Source organism: Promicromonospora iranensis (assembly GCF_028994805.1).
Taxonomy (GTDB): Bacteria; Actinomycetota; Actinomycetes; order Actinomycetales; family Cellulomonadaceae; genus Promicromonospora; species Promicromonospora iranensis.
The window spans coordinates 312,863-331,632 of the sequence record NZ_JAJQQP010000002.1; the positions used below are offsets into that span (position 1 = coordinate 312,863).

18 protein-coding genes are annotated in these 18,770 nt (G+C 71.3%); 13 read left to right on the top strand and 5 right to left on the bottom strand.

Annotated features, from left to right (window positions below):
- Nucleotides 1-78 precede the first annotated feature (78 nt).
- Complete coding sequence (locus tag LUM46_RS03940) at nt 79-1,179, bottom strand: alpha/beta hydrolase (protein ID WP_274992417.1); 1,101 nt, start codon at nt 1,177-1,179, stop codon at nt 79-81.
- A gap of 5 nt (nt 1,180-1,184) precedes the next feature.
- Nucleotides 1,185-2,246, bottom strand: coding sequence for a LacI family DNA-binding transcriptional regulator (locus tag LUM46_RS03945; protein ID WP_274992418.1), 1,062 nt, complete (start codon nt 2,244-2,246; stop codon nt 1,185-1,187).
- Nucleotides 2,247-2,459: 213 nt separating this feature from the next.
- Here LUM46_RS03945 and LUM46_RS03950 point away from each other — a divergent pair, with 213 nt between their 5' ends.
- The 5 genes from LUM46_RS03950 to LUM46_RS03970 all read left to right on the top strand — a co-directional run bounded on the left by LUM46_RS03950 (nt 2,460) and on the right by LUM46_RS03970 (nt 8,508).
- Nucleotides 2,460-3,761 carry an extracellular solute-binding protein gene (locus tag LUM46_RS03950; RefSeq protein ID WP_274992419.1) on the top strand — a complete coding sequence of 434 codons (1,302 nt, stop codon included), beginning with the start codon at nt 2,460-2,462 and terminating at the stop codon, nt 3,759-3,761.
- A gap of 86 nt (nt 3,762-3,847) precedes the next feature.
- Nucleotides 3,848-4,693 (top strand): carbohydrate ABC transporter permease, encoded by an 846-nt coding sequence (locus LUM46_RS03955; RefSeq protein WP_274992653.1) that lies wholly within the window; start codon nt 3,848-3,850, stop codon nt 4,691-4,693.
- Nucleotides 4,693-5,544 carry a carbohydrate ABC transporter permease gene (locus LUM46_RS03960; protein ID WP_274992420.1) on the top strand — a complete coding sequence of 284 codons (852 nt, stop codon included), beginning with the start codon at nt 4,693-4,695 and terminating at the stop codon, nt 5,542-5,544. The genes LUM46_RS03955 and LUM46_RS03960 overlap by 1 nt, the downstream gene beginning before the upstream one ends.
- A gap of 64 nt (nt 5,545-5,608) precedes the next feature.
- On the top strand, nt 5,609-6,964 hold the full coding sequence (locus tag LUM46_RS03965) for an alpha-hydroxy-acid oxidizing protein (RefSeq protein WP_274992421.1): 1,356 nt from the start codon (nt 5,609-5,611) through the stop codon (nt 6,962-6,964).
- Between the two features lie 116 nt (nt 6,965-7,080).
- Nucleotides 7,081-8,508: an MFS transporter gene (locus LUM46_RS03970; protein WP_274992422.1), complete on the top strand. Its 1,428-nt coding sequence runs from the start codon at nt 7,081-7,083 to the stop codon at nt 8,506-8,508.
- A 35-nt stretch (nt 8,509-8,543) separates the two neighbouring features.
- On the opposite strand, the gene LUM46_RS03975 is transcribed toward LUM46_RS03970, so the two are convergent.
- Entirely contained in the window at nt 8,544-9,698 is a 1,155-nt protein-coding gene (locus LUM46_RS03975; protein ID WP_274992423.1) for a sigma-70 family RNA polymerase sigma factor, read from the bottom strand.
- 392 nt (nt 9,699-10,090) lie between these two features.
- On the opposite strand from LUM46_RS03975, the gene LUM46_RS03980 reads away from it, so the two are divergent.
- On the top strand, nt 10,091-11,857 hold the full coding sequence (locus LUM46_RS03980) for an HNH endonuclease signature motif containing protein (RefSeq protein ID WP_274992424.1): 1,767 nt from the start codon (nt 10,091-10,093) through the stop codon (nt 11,855-11,857).
- Nucleotides 11,858-12,037: 180 nt separating this feature from the next.
- Here LUM46_RS03980 and LUM46_RS03985 read toward each other — a convergent pair whose 3' ends face one another.
- Together LUM46_RS03985 and LUM46_RS03990 are read right to left on the bottom strand one after the other, a co-directional pair.
- Nucleotides 12,038-13,390, bottom strand: a complete 1,353-nt coding sequence (locus LUM46_RS03985; RefSeq protein WP_274992425.1) for an MFS transporter — start codon at nt 13,388-13,390, stop codon at nt 12,038-12,040.
- Entirely contained in the window at nt 13,387-14,499 is a 1,113-nt protein-coding gene (locus LUM46_RS03990) for a zinc-binding dehydrogenase (RefSeq protein ID WP_274992427.1), read from the bottom strand. Before LUM46_RS03990 ends, LUM46_RS03985 begins: the two co-directional genes overlap by 4 nt.
- Before the next feature lie 113 nt (nt 14,500-14,612).
- Here LUM46_RS03990 and soxR point away from each other — a divergent pair, with 113 nt between their 5' ends.
- The 7 genes from soxR to nusB all read left to right on the top strand — a co-directional run bounded on the left by soxR (nt 14,613) and on the right by nusB (nt 18,453).
- Nucleotides 14,613-15,101: a redox-sensitive transcriptional activator SoxR gene (gene soxR, locus LUM46_RS03995; protein ID WP_274992428.1), complete on the top strand. Its 489-nt coding sequence runs from the start codon at nt 14,613-14,615 to the stop codon at nt 15,099-15,101.
- Nucleotides 15,098-15,298, top strand: coding sequence for a hypothetical protein (locus LUM46_RS04000; protein WP_274992429.1), 201 nt, complete (start codon nt 15,098-15,100; stop codon nt 15,296-15,298). Before soxR ends, LUM46_RS04000 begins: the two co-directional genes overlap by 4 nt.
- Before the next feature lie 72 nt (nt 15,299-15,370).
- Entirely contained in the window at nt 15,371-15,841 is a 471-nt protein-coding gene (locus LUM46_RS04005) for a type II 3-dehydroquinate dehydratase (protein WP_310242909.1), read from the top strand.
- 74 nt (nt 15,842-15,915) lie between these two features.
- Nucleotides 15,916-16,686 (top strand): hypothetical protein, encoded by a 771-nt coding sequence (locus tag LUM46_RS04010; RefSeq protein WP_274992430.1) that lies wholly within the window; start codon nt 15,916-15,918, stop codon nt 16,684-16,686.
- A gap of 15 nt (nt 16,687-16,701) precedes the next feature.
- Nucleotides 16,702-17,238, top strand: a complete 537-nt coding sequence (locus LUM46_RS04015) for a hypothetical protein (protein WP_310242906.1) — start codon at nt 16,702-16,704, stop codon at nt 17,236-17,238.
- A 154-nt stretch (nt 17,239-17,392) separates the two neighbouring features.
- Nucleotides 17,393-17,956, top strand: a complete 564-nt coding sequence (gene efp / locus LUM46_RS04020) for an elongation factor P (RefSeq protein WP_274992431.1) — start codon at nt 17,393-17,395, stop codon at nt 17,954-17,956.
- 80 nt (nt 17,957-18,036) lie between these two features.
- A complete protein-coding gene (gene nusB / locus LUM46_RS04025; protein ID WP_274992432.1) occupies nt 18,037-18,453 on the top strand; it encodes a transcription antitermination factor NusB in 417 nt (138 codons plus the stop codon).
- Nucleotides 18,454-18,770: the final 317 nt, after the last annotated feature.

The following is an 18,770-nucleotide window of genomic DNA, read 5'->3' on the forward strand; positions in this document are numbered from 1 at the left end:
CTGCGTCGTGGTCCTGCGTCGTGGTCCTGCGTCGTGGTCCTGCGTGCTGCTCGTCGTGCTGCCCGTGCGGCGTAGGTCCTACGTCGCGTCCCGGCCGCCGGCCACGTGGTCCACCCGGCTGTTCGTCCATTCCAACATGCCGGCGAGGTAGGCCTGCCGCGGCTCGTCGGCCGACAGTGTCAGGTCGTGGACCGCGCCGGGGACGACGAGCTCCGTGACGTCGTGCCCCAGGTACGGCGCGAGCGCCGCCATCTGCTCGACGTCGAGCACGGTGTCCTGCGCGCCGAGGCGCGGGTTGTCGAGCGTGTCCGGGCCGGACGAGTCGGACCGCGCCAGCAGCACGGGGCACGCGATCTCTAGCCCCACGGCGACCCGCGCCTGGCCGCGTCGCACCGCGACGAACCATCCGACCCGGCTGGGCAGCCCATCGGGGCGCTTGAGCGTCGTGTCGAACTCCCACCGCCCGCCGTTGGCCGCGAGCAGGTGCTCGGCGTACCGGGACGGGCCGTCCTTGACGATGGCCGTGGCGGCCAGGCGCCCGACGGTGTCCAGCACCCGTGTGCCGACGCCCCGCTGCCAGTCGGGCGCCCACAGGTCAAGGAAGGGGGAGTCGAGCACCAGCACGTCGGGGCCGGCGTCTGCCCCCGCGGCGTTGCGGTGCGCATGCGCCCACAGCGCCCCGGTGAGCCCGCCGGTGGAGTGGGCGTGCAGCACGAGCGGCAGCCCCGGCTCCAGCGCGCGGACGGTCCGGGCGGCGGCCGAGATGTCGGTGGCCTGCTCGCGCAGGTCCATCACGAAGTGCGGGATCTGGTCCAGCTGCAGGGACCGCCCGGCCGCCCGCAGGTCGACGGCGTAGAACGCGTAGCCGGCCGCGGCGAAGGTGCGGGCCAGGTGCTCCTGGAAGAAGTAGTCGTTGTAGCCGTGCACGTGGATGACGGCCGCGTGGGGCGGGGGAGCGTCGTCCGGGTGCGGGTAGCGCACCAGCGTGGCGGGCCCGAGCGGGGCCTCCTGGAACGGTTCGCCGAGCAGGTGGTCGGTCCGCCAGTCGAGGCTGAGGGGCGCCGCACCTGGGTCCGGGGCGCCTGTCGGGTAGCCGTCTGCCCGGTCCGCAACGTACTGCTCGTCCAATGGTGCCTCCACGTCGTCGCGCGCTGCTCTCGGTGCCCTCGTCGTGCTCACGGTCGTCAGTGCCGGGGGTGCGGCCCGGGGACAGCGGTCGCCGGCGCGGCGGTCGATCCCCGGATCACCAGCTGTGTGGACAGCTGGACGTGGTGGGAGTCGGCCCGTTCCCCGCGCGACTGCTGGAGCAGGGTGCGCAGCGCGACCCGGCCCATGTCGCTGATGGGTTGTCGCACCGTGGTGAGCGGAGGTGCGGTGGACACGGCCATGGAGGTGTCGTCGAAACCGACGACCGACAGGTCCTGGGGCACGCGCAGGCCGTACTGGCGTGCCGCCTCGAGCACCCCGAGCGCCGAGGCGTCGCAGCCGGCGAAGATCGCCGTGGGCGGCTGCGGCTCGCTGAGGAACCTGCTGGCCATCTCGAGGCCCGCGGGGACGCTGAACTCGCGCTCCAGGATCAGCTCCGGGTCGATCGCCGCGCCGGCGGAGCCCATGGCGCTGAGATAGCCCTGCAGGCGCTCGCGCGAGGCTATCGAGCCCGGAGGCCCGCCGGCGAATGCGATGCGGCGATGCCCCAGGTCCACGAGGTGCTGGGTCGCCTGCAGGCCCCCGGTGAAGTTCGTGGCGCCCACCGAGACCACCTCGTCGTCGAGGGGGTTGAGCGGATCGATCAGGACGACGCTGAGCCCGAGGGCACCCATCAGGTCTCGCTGGCCGGCGGTGAGCTCGGAGGTCACGACTATCACGCCCGTGCGGCCGTGCGCCGCCAGCCGGCGGATCCAGGGCGCGGAGAGCGGTCCGTCCTCCCCGAGGTCCGGGTCGGCCATGTCGACGAGCACCTCGACCCGCTGCGCGTGCGCCGCAGCGACGATCCCTTCCAGCACGTGCATCGAGTAGAGGTTCACAAGCGTGTTGAAGACGACGTTCACCTTCTGCAGGCGGTCGCGCTCGCGCGGTCCGGTGGTCGGCACGTAGCCGAGCTCGTCGATCGCCTGCTCCACCCGCCGGCGGGTCTGCGAGGAGATGTTCGGCCGGCGGTTGAGCACCTTGGAGGCAGTGGCTTTGGAGACCCCGGCAGCCCGGGCGACCTGCTCCAGCGTGGGGCGCGATGCCTGCGTCCTGATCACTGCGACCTCCTCGGCCTGCTCGTCTCGACCCGCTCGAGACGACAGGTCCCAGCCTACGCCAGGGAAACAGTTTCGTAATATTGGCACGCGTAGAGCGCCCGCGGTCCCTTGACAGCTCTCGAATGCCGTCTCTACGGTCGGAGACCATTAGGAAACTCCGCGAAACTATTTCTGAACGGTCGACGCCGTCGTCGGCAGGAGAGGACTCGGACAATGAGGCTCGGGATCGGACGACGCGCGGGTGCGGTGGTGGCTGCGGTGACCGTGGCGGCTGTGCTGGCGGCCTGCGGGGGCGGCAGACAGCCCGGACAGGCCCCCGCGGGCGGCGCGAACGCGTGGGCTCTGACCGGGGAGAGCGGCGACGTGCTCGGTGCGCAGTTCGACGCGTGGAACGAGGCCCACCCGGAGGAGGAGTTCGCCGTCGAGTACTTCGCGAACGACGCCTACAAGGAGAAGATCCGCACCGCCGTCGGCGCGGGGAACGCGCCGACACTCATCTACTCGTGGGCGGGCGGCACGCTCGAGGACTATGTGGCGAACGGGAACGTCGTCGACCTGGGCGACAGCACGGCGCGGCTGGAGGAGAAGCTGATCCCCTCGGTCGCCGACAACGGCAAGGTCGACGGCACGGCGTACGCCGTGCCGACCACGCACAGCCAGCCGGTCGTCCTCTACTACAACCAGGAGGTGCTGGACGCGGCGGGGGTCGAGGTCCCGACCACCTACGGGGAGCTGCTCGCCGCGGCGGGCACGCTCAAGGACGAGGACGTGATCCCGATCGCGCTGGCGGGCCAGAGCGTGTGGCCCGAGCTGATGTGGATCCAGTACCTGACCGACCGGATCGGCGGCCCGGAGGTCTTCCAGGCGGTGCTCGACGGCGAGGAGGGCGCATGGTCGGACCCGGCGATCGTCGAGGCCACGACCAAGATCCGTGAGCTGGTCGACGCGGGCGCCTTCGGTGACACCTTCGGGTCCGTCAACGCCGACCAGAACGGCGACACCGCGCTCGTACAGACCGGGAAGGCGGCGTTCCTCCTGCAGGGTAGCTGGGTCTACCCGGACTTCGTCGCGGGCAACCCCGAGCTCGTGGAGTCCGGCGGACTCGGCTACGCGGCGTTCCCGGTCGTCGAGGGCGGCGCCGGTGACCCGGCCAACATCGTCGGCAACCCGTCGAACTTCTGGTCGGTCTCCGCGGACGCCTCCGAGGAGGCACAGGCCACGGCGAAGGAGTTCATCTCGACCGAGGTGCTGAACGACGCCGCCGTCGACGACCTTCTCGCCATCGGCACCGTGCCGCCGATCACCGGGATCGAGGACAAGATCGCCGAGCAGGACGACGCCGACTACCTGTCGTTCGTCTACGGCCTGGTCAGCGATGCCCCGCACTTCCAGCTCTCGTGGGACCAGGCGCTACCGCCCGCCCGGTCCCAGGCGTTGCTGGACAACCTGAGCCAGCTGTTCCTCGGGCAGATCGACCCGCAGCAGTTCTCCGACGCGATGGACGCGACGCCGTGACCGTGGCGGCCCCCTCCTTGAGCCCTGCCCGTTCCCGCCCGGCTCGCCGGCCGGGAACGGGCAGGACCCAGGGGCCGCCGGTGTGGATGGCCGCCCCGGCGCTCGCGCTGTTCGGGGTCTTCGCCGTGGTGCCGCTCCTGGGTGTGCTCGTGCTGTCCTTCATGAGCTGGGATGGCCTGGGGGACCCGGTGTGGACGGGCGCAGACAACTGGGGACGAACCCTGTCGGACCCGGTGACGCTGAACGCGATGCGGCTGACCGCCATCGTCACGGTCGCCTCATGGCTGTTCCAGGCGCCGGTGTCTCTGCTGCTGGGTGTCTTCATGGCGGGCAGGCAGCGCTATCGAGCCGTGCTGTCGGTGCTGTACTTCCTGCCGCTGCTCTTCTCGGCGGCGGCCGCGGCAATCGCCTACCGTGCGCTGCTGGACCCGAACTTCGGCCTCGGCGCGGCGCTGGGCATACCGCTGCTGGCCCAGGACTGGATCGGGAACCCCGACCTGGCGCTGTGGGTGGTGCTGTTCGTCATCGGCTGGTGCTTCGTCCCGTTCCACTCCTTGCTCTACCAGGGCGGCGTGCGGCAGATCCCCGCGTCGCTCTACGAGGCCGCGCTGCTGGACGGCGCCGGCCGGGTGCAGCAGTTCTTCCACATCACCCTGCCGCAGCTGAAGTACACGATCATCACGTCCTCGACGCTCATGATCGTCGGCTCCCTGACCTACTTCGACCTGATCTTCGTGCTGACCGGCGGCGGGCCTGGGAACGCGACCCGCATCCTTCCGCTGGACATGTACCTGGCGGGCTTCCGCAGCTACGACATGGGCCGGGCGAGCGTCATCGCGGTGATACTCGTCGTCGTCGGGCTGGGTGTGTCGCTGGCGCTGAACCGGTTCTCGGGCGCGAGCCGCATGGAGTCCCAGATGGAGGGTGTTTGATGTCCGCACGCGCTGCACGGGTCGTGCGCACGCCGCGCACCACGCCCAACGTCATCGGTGGCCTGGCCGGCTGGATCTGGCTGCTCGTCATCATCGTGCCGATCTATTACATCATCGTCACGAGCCTGCGGCCCGAGGCCGACTACTACTCCGAGAGCTCGTTGTCGTGGCCGTCCCGCCCCACGCTGGACGCCTACGGCGAGGTGATCGCGAACGACTTCCTGCTCTACTTCGGCAACTCCGTGTTCGTCACCGTCGTCTCCGTCGTGGTGATCCTCGCGGTCTCGCTGATGGCGTCCTACGTCGTCGTGCGCTCCAGGCGCCGCTCCGCCGCACGGATGTTCCAGGTCTTCCTGCTGGGCATCGCGATCCCGATCCAGGCCACGATCGTGCCCGTCTACTACCTCATCATCCAGCTCGGCCTGTACGACACGCTGTGGGCGCTGATCCTGCCCTCCATAGCGTTCGCGATACCGCTGTCCGTGCTGATCCTGACCAACTTCCTCCGGGACGTGCCGGTCGAGCTGTTCGAGTCGATGCGGGTCGACGGTGCGGGCGAGTGGCGCACCCTGTGGAGCCTCGCGCTGCCGCTGACCCGCCCGGCCGTCGTCACGGTAGCGGTCTACAACGCGCTGCAGGTCTGGAACGGCTTCCTCTTCCCGCTCGTGCTCACCCAGAGCGCCGAGACCCGGGTGCTGCCGCTGTCCCTGTGGGCGTTCCAGGGCGAGTTCTCCGTGAACGTGCCCGCGGTGCTCGCCGCGGTGGTGCTGTCCGTACTGCCGATCCTGGCCGCCTACGTGATCGGGCGGCGTCAGCTCGTGTCGGGCCTCACGGCGGGGTTCGGCAAGTAGTCCGTCGGGTGGTTCAGCCGGGGTGGGCGGGAGGCGTCAGGCGGCGCGTGACAGGATGTCCGGCATGCGCAATATCGGCCGGACGGTGCAGTCGTCGATCTACCGCAACGGGGTGTTCGGCCGCCGGCCGGTCGTCCCCACCGACCCGGACGCGCTCGCCGAGAGCGCTCGGCGCCGGATGACCCGTACCGGCTGGTCCTACGTCACCGGGGGAGCCGGCGCGCAGCGCACCGTCGACGCGAACCGGGAGGCGTTCGGCAGGTACCGGATCGTGCCCCGCCAGATGGTCGACGTCGGCGAGCGGTCGCTGGCCACCACCCTGCTCGGGCGCGACCTGCCCGCACCCGTGCTGTTCGCACCGGTCGGGGCGCTGGAGCTCGCCGTGCAGCACCAGCTCGGCCGGGGAGGCAGACGAGCCGCCCCCCGTAACGCCGAGCCCGCGCTCGCCCGCGCCGCCCGCGACCTCGGCCTGCCCGTCGCCATCTCCACGCAGGCCTCGACGCCCATGGAGGACACCGCCGCGACCCTCGGGGACAGCCCGCGCTGGTTCCAGCTCTACTGGTCGTCCGACGACGCCCTGGTCGAGTCGTTCGTCCGCCGCGCCGAGGCCAGCGGCTGCGAGGCGATCGTCGTCACCCTCGACACCCACGTGCTCGGCTGGCGCACCCGCGACCTCGACCTCGGCTACCTCCCGTTCGCGCGCGCCGAGGGCATCGCCCAGTACCTGAGCGACCCCGTCTTCCAGCAGCTGGTCGAGACCAGGGTCCGCGCGGCGTCGACGGTCAGGTCGTCGCGCACGACCGGCACAGCCGCGGACGCGTCGCCCCGGCCCACCGTCGCCGCCGTCCGCTCCCTGCTGTCCATAGCGCGCCACCACCCCGGACCCACCTGGCGCAACCTCACCCAGCCCTACGCCCGTGCCGCCGTCGAGACCTTCCTGGAGGTGTTCTCCCGCTCGACCCTGACCTGGTCCGACCTCGCCTGGCTCCGCGAGCGCACCACCCTCCCCGTCCTCGTCAAGGGCATCCAGCACCCCGACGACGCCCGCGCCGCCCTCGACCACGGAGCCGACGGCATCATCGTCTCCAACCACGGCGGACGGCAGATCGACAACGCCGTCGCCTCCCTCGACACCCTGGCTCCCGTGGTCGACGCCGTCCGTGCGCACGCGGGCACCGGGACACGGGTCCCCGTCCTGTTCGACTCGGGCATCCGCACCGGCGCCGACGTCTTCACCGCGCTCGCCCTGGGCGCCGACGCCGCCCTCCTGGGCCGACCCTGGGTCTACGGGCTGGCCCTCGCGGGAGCCGACGGCGTCCGCGCGGTCACCGAGCACGTCCTGGCCGAGCTGGACCTCACGATGGCGCTCGCGGGCGTGTCCGGGACCAGCCAGATCGGGCGCCACAACCTGGCGCTCTGAGCTGGCTCTGGCCTCGCTCTGACCTGGCACTCTGGCCGTGCCCTGACCTGCGTGTCGGTATGAGATCGTGACCGGCTCAGCACCCACGATTCACTCGACGCGGGCAGACTGCGGCCATGACCGACGCCACACCCCGACCCGATTCGCCTGCAGTCCCGGTGGTGCCCCCCACGATGGGCCTGGAGCTGCAGGAGGGCGTACGGATCCCACGCCGCCAGGTCTTCTCCTGGGCGCTGTGGGACTGGGGTACCCAGCCGTTCAACACGGTGATCCTGACGTTCGTGTTCACGGCGCTGTACCTGACCACCGAGTCCTTCCTGGACCCGGCCGTCGTGGCCCTCGGCGAGAACGATCCCGCCTACGAGCGTGGCCTCGCCGACCTGACCAGCGGCGTCGGTCTGTGGAATACCCTCGCGGGTCTCCTCATCCTCGTGCTCGCCCCCGTGCTGGGGCAGCGCGCCGACGTGACCGGCCGGCGCAAGGCCTGGCTGGCCGGCGGCACGGTCGGCATGGTCCTGTGCATGCTCGCGCTGTGGTTCGTCGAGGCCGACCCGGCCTACTTCGTGCTCGGCGCCGCCCTCATCGGGCTGGGCAGCGTGCTCAACGAGATCGCGGGCGTGAACTACAACGCCATGATGGTGTCGGTCGCGACGCCGAAGACCGTCGGCAAGGTCTCCGGCCTCGGCTGGGGCCTGGGATACGTGGGCGGCATCCTCGCGCTCCTGTTCGTGGTCATTGCCAACGGGGCGGACTGGTGGGGCATGCCCACCGACAACGGTCTTGCCTTCCGCGTGATTGCCGTGGGCTGCGCCCTTTGGGCGCTCGCGTTCGCCTGGCCGATCCTGGTGTTCGTGCCGGAGCTGCCGCCCACCAAGGGCCGGGCCAAGGTCGGGTTCTTCGCGAGCTATGTCGTGCTGTTCCGCGACGTGCGGGGCCTGTGGCGCACCTCGCGTCGCACCTTCTGGTTCCTGCTCGCCAGCGCGGTGTTCCGTGACGGCTTGAGCGGTGTCTTCGCCTTCGGCGCGATCATCGGCGGCGTCAGCTTCGGGTTCTCCGCCGACCAGGTCATCGTCTTCGGCATCGCCGCCAACCTCGTCGCAGGGATCAGCACCGTCCTCGTGGGGTTCGCCGACGACCGCTTCGGTCCCCGGTCCGTCATCCTCAGCACGCTCAGCGTGATCGTCGTGGCCGGCCTCGCCGTCGTCTTCCTGCGCGACCTCGGCCCGATCGTCTACTGGGTGGGCGGCCTCGTCCTGTCGGCCTGCGTCGGCCCGGCACAGGCCGCTTCGCGGTCCTACCTCGCCCGGGTGACGCCGGCTGGCAAGGAGTCGGAGATCTTCGGTCTCTACGCCACCACCGGCCGCGCCTCCTCCTGGATGTCCAGCGCCCTGTGGACCATCACGATCGCTGTCACCGGCGCGACGATCTGGGGCACCCTCGGGATCGTCGCCGTCGTGCTGCTGGGCCTCGTGCTCATGTGGTTCGTGCCGGACGCGTCCGACGCGCCGGACGGCCCGGTCGCCGAGACCCGGGCAGCGGTGTGACCGGCGTCTGACCGGTTGTCTCGCCGGAGGGGCGCCTAGCGGGCGCCTCTCCGCGGCCTGGCGTTCCGCAGCCACGCCTGAAGCCTGTCGAGATCGGCCAGCGGCCCCAGGTGTCGCAGCTTCTCCGGGTTGATCACGCCGCGGACCCCCGCGAGGCGTCCGTCCGGCACGTCGAACGACATCTCGAACGACCACGTGCCGATCAGGCCGCCACCCACGACGTCGTCCGCCATGATGAGCAGCCCCGGCTCCCCGCCCACCAGAGCACGCTCGAAGTGGACGGGCGCCCCACGGCGCATGAAGCCCGCCAGCAGACGCGCGATCGCATCCCGCCCCGTGACCGGCCTGGCGATCGACATGCCCCGCGGCACGTTCCCCCCGCTGTCACCCGTGAGCACGACATCCTCGGCGAGCAGCTCCAGGAACGAGTCCACGGCACCCTCCTCGCACGCGGCGAGGAACCGGGTCACGAGCTCGTCCGCACGCGCCCGCCTCGCCCGACCGGGCGCGGCGCTCGCGGCAGCGCCGTCCGGAGCCTCGGTGTCGGCCGTGCTCGCGGTCCGTCGGGCGGGCGCCACGGGACCGACGTCGCCGCCGTCCTGGACGACGTCGCCGCGCTGCCGTGCGATCCGCCGCCGGGCGCGCGACGCCAGCTGACGCGCCGCTACCTCGCTCGTACCGATGACCTCGGCCGCGTCACTGTGCGGGAACCCGAGCACGTCATGCAACAGGAACGCCGCACGCTCCGTCGCGGTGAGCGTCTCCAGCAGCACCAGGAACGCCGTCGAGAGGTCGTCGGCCAGCACGGCGTGCGCCGCGGCGTCCGGCGGCTGTGCCGCCATCGCGACCGGAAGGTTCGACGGCACCGGACCGACCAGCGGCTCCGGGAGCCACTCACCCACGTAGGACTCGCGCCGCACCCGGGCGGAGCGCAGCACATCGATGGCGATCCGCGTCGTCACCGTGGTCACGAACGCATCAGGGTTACGCACCCCGTCGGCCTGCGAGAGACGCATCAGCGCCTCCTGCACCACGTCCTCCGCCTCGGCCACGCTGCCGAGCATCCGGTAGGCCACGGTGAAGGCCAGGGGGCGCAGCCGGTCCAGGGCCGCGCCGTCGAGCCGCGCACCGCCCAGCTGCGCATCGCCGTCCTGGACGCTGCCGTCGTGGGAGACCTCGGGGTCCGTCATGAGGACATGCTCTCGCGTCATACCTCCATGACGAGGACCACGCAGCAAACGTGACAGCACCCCCGTACCTGACTGCGGGTGCTGTCGGCCCGTGCGGAGGCTCGGCGCCCTATGGAGGTACGGCGGAGGGGACGGCGCTCGCGGTCGTACGAGCGTGGGGTGTACACGCTGGACCCGCCCAGGGGTACGGCCTCGCCGGAGGGGCGGCGCTGTGCACGGACAGCAAGGAGCGTGCTCCGCGGGGCAGGTGGGGAGCCCGTCCGGCCGGCCGGGCCAGGACGGTTGAAGGGTTATCCACAGATTTCATTTTGGGCGTGCGATGCGTACGGACGTTCGAGATAATAGATGCAGCGAGGACGTGAAAACTAGAGGCGGCGAGGGGGTGGGGACCGGTGGAGCAGTCGACGAACGGCGTGCCAGCCGGGGGCCTGCCCAATGCCGAGTCGATCGAGGAGACGCTGGCCCGGTTCGAGAACGTGATGGACGAGCTCGCGGTCCTGACCGACCCCGAGGTGCTGGACGGGTGGGACGCGCCGACCGTGGGCCGGCTGATGGAGGCACACACCCGGATCCGCCGCTTGACCGGCCGCCTCGACGGAGTGCGATACACCCTGCTGTCGAGGATCGAGGCGGACGGGTCCTGGCGCTCAGGTGGGATGGCGCGGGCGTTCACCACCTGGCTACGGCTCCGGGAAGGTATCTCTGCGGTGACGGCGGGTAAGGACATGACGATGGCCCGCCGCCTCGCGACCGCGCTGCCCGCCACCCGGGAAGGCCTGGTCGCCGGCACCCTCGGGATCGACCATGCCCGTGTGATGACCAAGGTCGCCCCGACCAGCGAGACCCGTCAGGATGCGTTGGCGTGGCTGATCGACGCCCGCACGGGTGAGCGGACCACCCCGGAGGCGTTCGTGCAGACCGTGCCAGTCGACTTCCCCGACCCGGCCCAGGACCCCGACGGTGACCACACCCGCCAGCTCATCACCCAGGTGTTGGAGGACGCCGTCACCGAGGGCACCCTGGTCACGGGTGAGGGCCTGGTCCTGCGCGAGGCGGGTTCGTTGAACGCGGACCAGTTCCGGATCGTGGCACGCCGGTTCGCGACGATCACCGACCCCGACACCGATGACGTGGATGACGACAAAGCAGCCCTGGGCGAGTTCCTCGACCTGGCCAAAACCTTCGGCGGCTACCACCTCGCAGGCTTCCTGACCGACGAACACGGCCTCCTGGTCACCGCGGCGATCAACGCGATCCTCGGCGCCCCGTCAGCGGAGGACACGCGTACCTCGACGCAGCGCCGGGCACAGGGTCTGGCGGACGTCGCCCGGGTGGTGCTCGACACGAACCAGGCCTCCCCGGGTGCGGCGATCCCGCCGCACCTGAATGTCACGGTGTCCTGGACCGAGCTGGTCGCTCAGGCCACCCGTACCCGTGACGGCTTGTGCCTGACCTGCGGACAGGCACGACCGGGCCGCACCACACCAGGCCGCGCACCCGGCCGCGCGACCGGCGCAGAAGCACCGGACACAGGCACGGGCGCAGGTGCAGGTGCACCGGACGCGGGCGTCGGCGCAGGCCCAGCACCTGGAAACCCAGCGGGCGCCCCGACGATGTCCGGGCTCCTCTCCGGTGGTGGCCCGGTGTTCACCGAGACCGGCGGCCGCGCCCCACGAGCACTGCTGCGCCGTCTGGCCTGCGACAGTGCGGTCACCCGGGTCGTGTTCGGACCCGACGGCACGGTCCTGGACGTCGGCCGCGCACAACGCACCGTCACCGGACAGATGCGACGAGCGGTGATCGCCCGTGACCGGCACTGCGTCTTCCCCGGGTGTGATCAGCCGCCATCGAGGTGCGAGGTGCACCACGCGGTCACTCACTGGGCTCACGGCGGAAACACGTCTGTGTCCAACAGTGCGTTGTTGTGCTGGTACCACCACCAGCTCGTCGACACCCGAGGCATCACCATGCACTGGACCGGCAAACCCACCACCACGGGCACCACCACAGCCGACAGCACCACCGGCACCACGTCGAGCGCCACCGTGCCCGTCGCCCTGATCGAGGCCGGGTGGGCCTTCACCGACGCCCGCGGACACCGCATCACCCTGCCCGACGCCCTCGAAGCCCCACCGCCATCGGAAGCCGAAGCCGCCTAACCTCGCCGGGGGTGCGCCAACCTCGACCGACCACGGAGCTCCCGACCACGGAGCCCTCGACCACGAGGCTCCCGCCCACGAAGCCATGAACGGCCGGGACACCGACCGCCGAAAGCGCCTGACCTCGCAGCCGGGGCGGCCCGACTCGTCAGGGAGCAGGCCGCCCCCCCCGGCACCCGGTCACTCCTCGACAGGCCGGGTCCGACTTGCCAGCAGCACGGTCCCCAGTGCCAGCAGCCCGGTGAGGGCGAGCACCGCTGCGTACGCGGGCAGGCCTACGGCGTCGTGCAGGGCCCAGAGGAGCGCACCGGTCGCGGTGGATGCGACGGCGGCGGCGACGGCGTCTGCCACCTGAAGTGCCGACGAGGCCGAGCCCTGTTCGTGCGGCGGCGCCAGCTCGAGCGTGAGGACCGACAGAGTGGGGTAGACCAGGCCCATCCCACCGCCGGACAGCACCCATAACGCCATCCCGACCCCGGCCGGTACGTCCGGGAGCGCGAGGGCTGTCGCTCCGACCATCCCGAGCGCGAGCAGGCTTCCGCCGAGTCGCACGTAGCCGACGTGGCTCAGGTGCAGCAGGTCGCGGCCACGCACCCAGGACGCTCCGGACCAGCCGAGCGCTCCCACCGTCAGGACGAGGCCTGCGCCGCCGGGGCTCAGGTGCCGCTCGTGCACCAGCAGCAGCGGCAGCAGCACCTCGGCACCCACGAACGCCGCCGACACCAGTGCCCGCACCGACACGACGGCCGGCAGCCCTCGTCCGGCCCGCAGGGCGGCCAGGGCAAGGCGTAGCGCGTGCAGCGGGGGAGTCGTCGGCGGGTCGACGACCGCGCTGGGCTGAGTCGCTCCGTCGGGCTGAGTCGCGGGACGCGTCGCGGGTACGGGCCGGTCTCCGCGGGCGGCCGTGAGGCCGGGCCGCATCAGGAGTGCCGCCGGGACGGTCAGCACGGCGGCGCCGAGGAACACCCAGCGCCAGCCCACGTGGTCCACGACGAGCCCGGCCAGCCCCGGCCCGACGATCGCGGGGACCACCCATGCCGCGGCGAACGCCGAGAACACGGCCGCGTGCCGCTCGGTGGCGAACACCCGGGCGACCAGGACGTACAGCGCGACACCGAAGAGCCCGTTGCCGACGCCCTGCACCGCACGTCCCGCGACGACGGCGCCCATGTCGGTCGCGGTGCCTGCCATGACGAGCCCGACGACGAAGAGCGCCACGCCGGTCCACATCGCCGGTGTCGGGCCGCTGCGATCGCACCAGCGGCCGGCCGCGAGCATCCCGACGACGCTGGTGGCGAACACCACCGCGAACGCGAGCGTGTAGTGCCGCAGGCCGTCCAGCTCGACGGCGACCGTCGGCATCGCCGTCGACACGGCGAGGGACTCGAACGCCCCGAGCGAGCAGAGCGCGACCATCCCGGCGAGGACGAGGCGCTGCGCGCCCCGGCCCAGCACGCCCGACGGGGCGGGTGGTGCCGGGGCCGACGACGAGACCGAGGACGGGGGCGAGGACGGCGGGACGACGGCGGTCACACCAGCACCACCTTGCCGGTGGTGCGGCGCTCCTCGAGCTCGCGGTGCGCTCGGGCGGCCTCGGCGAAGGGCACGCGGTGCGTCGCGACCCGCCACCGGCCCGACGCCGCACGGGCCAGGGCGCGCTCCTGGTAGGGCCGCTGGTCAGGCATCGGGGGAGCGTCGGGCCCGACGGCGTAGCGCACCTCGATCGGCGACCTGATCTGGTCGGCGTCCGCCCAGGACGTGTAGCGGTTGGGCGCACCGGATGCCCAGCCGTACGCCACGAGCCGTGCGGGCGGCGTGGCACTCCCGCTGCCGGTGCGACCCGTGGCGCCGGCGCCGCGGTACAGCAGCGCCGTCGCGGCGGTGCCGAGCTCTCCGCCGACGCCGTCGAGCACGAGTGTCGCGGAGGCGCCTCCGAGTGCGGCCCGGGCGGTCTCCGTCCAGTGGGGGGCGGAGTAGTCGACGAGGGCAAGGCGACCGAACGGGCTGTCGTCCACCACGTCCTTCACGTCTTCCGGGTCCACCACAGCTTCCACGGCCACCAGATCCTCCAGGACCTTGAGCCTGGACGGGCTGCTCGCCAGGGCGACGACGCGGGCGCCGGTGTTCAGCGCCTCCTGCACAAAAAGTGTGCCAAGCCCGCCTGCAGCACCCGTCACCACGACGACGTCGGCTGCGGTCACGGCCGCGATGTCGAGGGTGTAGACCGCCATCCGGCCGGTCCCGATCATCGCTGTCGCGTCGGCTGGATCGAGGGGGGCGCCGTCCGGCCCGTCGGTAATCAGGTGCAGCTTGTCGGCGCCGACGACGACGCGCCGGGCGTACCCGCCGCCGTCGGTCACGCGGCCGAGGTGTGCTGCCACGTGCTGTCCGATCCACGCGGCGTCGACCCCGGGGCCGACGCCGGCGACCGTGCCCGCGATCTCCCGGCCCGGGACGGTCGGGAGGCTCGGCAGGGCGAGCGGCGGGCCTTCCTCGCCACGGCGGATGCTGGTATCGAGGAGGTGCACCCCGTGTGCCATGGCGTCGACGAGTACCTCCCCGGGGCCCGGTACGGGATCGGGGACCTGCTCGAGCGTGAGGACCTCGGGCGGCCCGAAGGAGTGGTGTCTGATGGCGTCCATGCCGTCATCCTTTAACCTGAACCAAAGTTGAGGTCAATTGTGACCTGTGCCGGCCGGGTGCCGCTGTGCCCGGCCGTGCCGTCGGAGCGTTCGAGAGCCGTAGGAGGCCGCTTGTGGAAGCACCCAACCCTGCCGTCCCGTGGGACCGTGACGAGCTCACCGTCGGCGACCTCGCCGCGCGGAGCGGCGTCTCCGTGTCCGCGTTGCACTTCTACGAGCGCAAGGGGCTGATCGCGAGCCGGCGGACGTCGGGCAACCAGCGGCGCTACCGGCGCGAGACGCTGCGGCGCGTGGCGTTCGTCCGGGTGTCGCAGCGCGTCGGCATCCCGCTCGCGGACATCGGCGCGGCGCTGGACACCCTTCCTGGCGACCGCACGCCGACCGCGAAGGACTGGCGGCGGATCTCGCAGGCCTGGCACGACGACCTCGACGCGCGGATCGAGCAGCTCTCCCGGCTGCGGGACCACCTCACCGACTGCATCGGCTGCGGGTGTCTCTCGCTGCGCCGCTGCGCGTTGACCAACCCGCACGACGAGCTCGCCGAGGCCGGTCCGGGGCCGCGGACGCTCCTGGTGGATGGGCTGGAGCCGGACGGGGCGTGACGGCTGCACCGGCCGAGGGCAGCGAGTCGACTGAGGAGAGCGGGCGCCGAGACAGAACCTGGAGTGCCGGGCGTGCGGCGCTCGTCTGCCTGGCCTTCGTCTTCTGGGGCTGGGGCGAGCTTCGTCCCGATGTTCCGCGCTGGGTCGCCGACGCGACGGGTGGGCACCGGCTCGCGAGCGGTAGCGGCAAGGTCTGACGCCCAGCCGCAAGGCCTGACGCCGTGCCGCCGCTGTGCTCACTGGCCGCTGTGCCCACTAGGCTCGCGGCCATGGCTTCTGCACTGCCCCGCGTCCTGGTGCTCAACGGTCCCAACCTCGGCCGGCTCGGCGTTCGCGAGCCCGAGATCTACGGCCATGCCTCCATGGCAGACCTCACGATCGCCGCCGCGAAGTGGGGCGAGGAGCTCGGGCTGGACGTCGAGGTCCGGCAGACCGATGGTGAGTCGGAGATCGTCGGCTGGCTCCACGAGGCGGTCGACGCCGGCGCCCACGTGGTGCTGAACCCGGCGGCGTTCACGCACTACTCGTACGCGCTGCGTGACGCCGCCGCCCAGGTCACCACCGCGGACCTGTTGCTCGTCGAGGTGCACCTCTCCAACCCGGCCACGCGCGAGTCGTTCCGGCACTACTCGGTGGTGGCCGGGATCGCGACCGGCACCGTCGCGGGGTTCGGCTTCGACTCCTACCGGCTGGCCCTGTCGGCGATCGCGGCACGGCTGGCCGACAAGGACGGAGCGTAAGCTGTTGGACTTGATGACTTTTGCTTAAGCCTCTGGACTTGAGGTCTCCTATTGAAGGGTCTAGGCTTGAGCGCATGATCGTTCTCACCGTCGACCAGCGGGGTTCGACCTACGCCGCCGACCGGGTTCCCGAGGTGCTCGCAGAGCTCGCGGAGCTGACACGCGGGCACGAGGGGGTGGTGGTGCCGTTCGAGCGCACGGTGGGCGACGAGGTGCAGGGCATCCTGGCGGTCGGGCCGGCCGGTGCCGAGCTGGCGGTCGACATCGCGCTGCACCTCTTGCGGGACCAGGGCTGGAGCGTCGGTATCGGCGTCGGACCGGTCGAGGGGCCCTTGCCCACGGTGTCGCGTGAGGCGCGCGGTTTCGCGTTCTACCGAGCCCGGGACGCCGTCGAGCGGGCGAAGACCCGGGGTAGGGGCACCTCGATCGCCGTCGAGGGGCCGGCGCCGGGCCCGGCGGAGCCGGACCTGGCGGCCGAGGTCGAGGCCCTGCTCCGTCTTCTTGCGGCGATTCGCGCCCGCAGGACTCCCCAAGGGTGGGAGGTCGCCGATACGCTCGCCACGCTCGAGGACAAACCGGGACGTCAGCGGATCGTCGCCCAGTCCCTGGAGGTCAGCGAGCAGGCGGTGAGCCAGCGGGTCCGTGCGGCCCTCTGGCAGGAAGAAGTAGCGGTGCGTCCGGTGGCGGTGCGGTTGCTCGCCGAGCTGAGCGGCTCGACGCGCGAACAGCCGGACGCCGTGAGCAGGCCCGCCGCCGAGGCGGGCAACCGTAGGGCCAAGACGACGCGTGCGAGCGGCAAGCACGCTGAGACCGAGCGTGCTGAGACCGAGCGCGCGAAGAGCTGAGGGGGACGTGGCACCGTGACCTGGGACATGCTGGAGACCATCGACGGGTGGCAGTGGTTGGCGGTGGTGGCGATCTGGCTCGTCACGCTGTTCTTGAGCGTCATGGTGGGTTCGTGGGTGGTGCCCTGGGTGCTGCGCAAGGCCAGCGGGGGAGACCTGCCCTGGGCGCGCTACGAGCCCTACGAGCCGCCCGTCCTGCCGCAGGCGCTCGACCCGGGTGAGGAGGAGCCGCGCGGCACCTCGAGGAGCGGGCAGTCCGGTGACGGCGACGAACCGCCGACCGGCACCATGAACCCGGAGGCCATGGACATCCTGCGGGGCGGCGCGTGGCTCGGTGTGCTGGAGCGTCTGGCGATCACCGGCGCCCTCCTGGCCGGCTACCCCTACGGCATCGCGATAGTGGTCGCGATCAAGGGGCTCGGTCGCTACGCGGAGCTGCGTGACCAGCCGGTGGCGTCGGAGCGGTTCGTCGTGGGTACGCTCGCCTCGCTGATCTGGTCGGTCGCGACGGGTCTCCTGGGCCTCGCCGCGATGAACGCGCTGGTGATCTGACGGCTCGTCGAACTGTCTCCTCAGATCCCACGGTCCGTTAGACTTGACCGCTGCTGCTTGACACCTGCTTGATCACTCACCTTGATCACCCCAGCCGCCGGCCTCCTGTCGGCGCGCCCTGGGTATACACCTTCACCGACACAGGAAGACGAACGTGGCTACCTCCAACGACATCAAGAACGGCACCGTGCTCCGTATCGACGGGAACCTCTGGTCCGTCATCGAGTTCCAGCATGTCAAGCCGGGCAAGGGTGGAGCGTTCGTCCGAACGAAGATGAAGAACGTGCTGTCGGGCAAGGTCGTCGACAAGACGTTCAACGCCGGCATCAAGGTCGAGACGGCCAACGTGGACCGCCGCGACTTCCAGTACCTGTACATGGACGGCGAGGACTTCGTCTTCATGGACACCGACACGTACGACCAGGTGAACGTGCCCGCGGCGACCGTCGGCGACGCGAAGGACTACATGCTCGAGGGCATGAACGTCATGCTCGCCTCGAACGACGGCACGCCGCTGTACATCGAGCTGCCGACGTCCGTGGTCCTGGAGATCACCTACACCGAGCCGGGCCTGCAGGGTGACCGGTCCACCGGCGGCACCAAGCCGGCGACCCTCGAGACGGGTGCCGAGATCCAGGTCCCCCTGTTCCTCGAGCAGGGCGTCAAGGTGAAGGTCGACACGCGCACGGGTGACTACCTCGGTCGCGTCACGGAGTGACGCGCCGCTGAGGCGCAACAGCCCACCAGCAGGTTTCGTAGCACAGCTTCAGTAGTGACCTTCCGTAGCAGAGAGAGACCATGGGCGCACGCACCAAGGCGCGCAAGCGCGCCGCCGACATCCTCTTCGAGGCGGAGCAGCGGGGCATCGACCCGCTGAAGCTCCTCGCCGACCGCGTGGCCGTGCCGCACACCGAGGCGGCCGTGCCGCAGTACACGGTCGACATCGTCGAGGGTGTGGTCGCGCACCGCGACCGCATCGACGAGGTGCTGGAGACGTACTCGCAGGGCTGGACGCTCCAGCGCATGCCGGCGGTCGACCGCGCGCTGCTGCGGATCGGCTCCTGGGAGGTCCTCTTCAACGACGAGGTGCCCGACGCCGTCGCGCTGGACGAGGCGGTCGACCTCGCGGGCGACCTGTCCACCGACGACTCCCCGGCCTTCGTGAACGGTCTGCTCGGCCGGGTCAAGGATCTGAAGCCGACGCTGCTGGCGTGAAGCCAGGCAGGGTCGCCGGCCTGAGCCGGCAGCACGTGTGAGCACCGGTCCCGGTGCTGAACGGTTCGACGAGCGACGTCTGCTCCTCGCCCTGTTCGGCGCCGGGACCGCTGCGTTCGCGCAGCTCTACGACCCGCAGCCCGTCAGGCCCGGAGCGGCCCGTCCTGCCCGGACCGGAGCGACCCCGCCATTCGCGCGACCCGTCTGTGCAACCTGAAGGTTGCTCATCCCCGCGCCATGGTGCATCCTGAGTGTGCAACCGGATGGTTGCACCGTGGCGGCGGGGCACCTCCCCGCCCGGAACCTTGCTCGAACGA

What these genes read in the sequence shown, in the direction of transcription:
- LUM46_RS03950 (WP_274992419.1), top strand. Translation starts at nt 2,460, where the DNA reads ATGAGGCTCGGGATCGGACGACGCGCGGGTGCGGTGGTGGCTGCGGTG.
- LUM46_RS03955 (WP_274992653.1), top strand. Translation starts at nt 3,848, where the DNA reads ATGGCCGCCCCGGCGCTCGCGCTGTTCGGGGTCTTCGCCGTGGTGCCG.
- LUM46_RS03960 (WP_274992420.1), top strand. Translation starts at nt 4,693, where the DNA reads ATGTCCGCACGCGCTGCACGGGTCGTGCGCACGCCGCGCACCACGCCC.
- LUM46_RS03965 (WP_274992421.1), top strand. Translation starts at nt 5,609, where the DNA reads ATGCGCAATATCGGCCGGACGGTGCAGTCGTCGATCTACCGCAACGGG.
- LUM46_RS03970 (WP_274992422.1), top strand. Translation starts at nt 7,081, where the DNA reads ATGACCGACGCCACACCCCGACCCGATTCGCCTGCAGTCCCGGTGGTG.
- LUM46_RS03975 (WP_274992423.1), bottom strand. Translation starts at nt 9,698, where the DNA reads ATGACGGACCCCGAGGTCTCCCACGACGGCAGCGTCCAGGACGGCGAT.
- LUM46_RS03990 (WP_274992427.1), bottom strand. Translation starts at nt 14,499, where the DNA reads ATGGACGCCATCAGACACCACTCCTTCGGGCCGCCCGAGGTCCTCACG.
- LUM46_RS04005 (WP_310242909.1), top strand. Translation starts at nt 15,371, where the DNA reads ATGGCTTCTGCACTGCCCCGCGTCCTGGTGCTCAACGGTCCCAACCTC.
- LUM46_RS04010 (WP_274992430.1), top strand. Translation starts at nt 15,916, where the DNA reads ATGATCGTTCTCACCGTCGACCAGCGGGGTTCGACCTACGCCGCCGAC.
- nusB (WP_274992432.1), top strand. Translation starts at nt 18,037, where the DNA reads ATGGGCGCACGCACCAAGGCGCGCAAGCGCGCCGCCGACATCCTCTTC.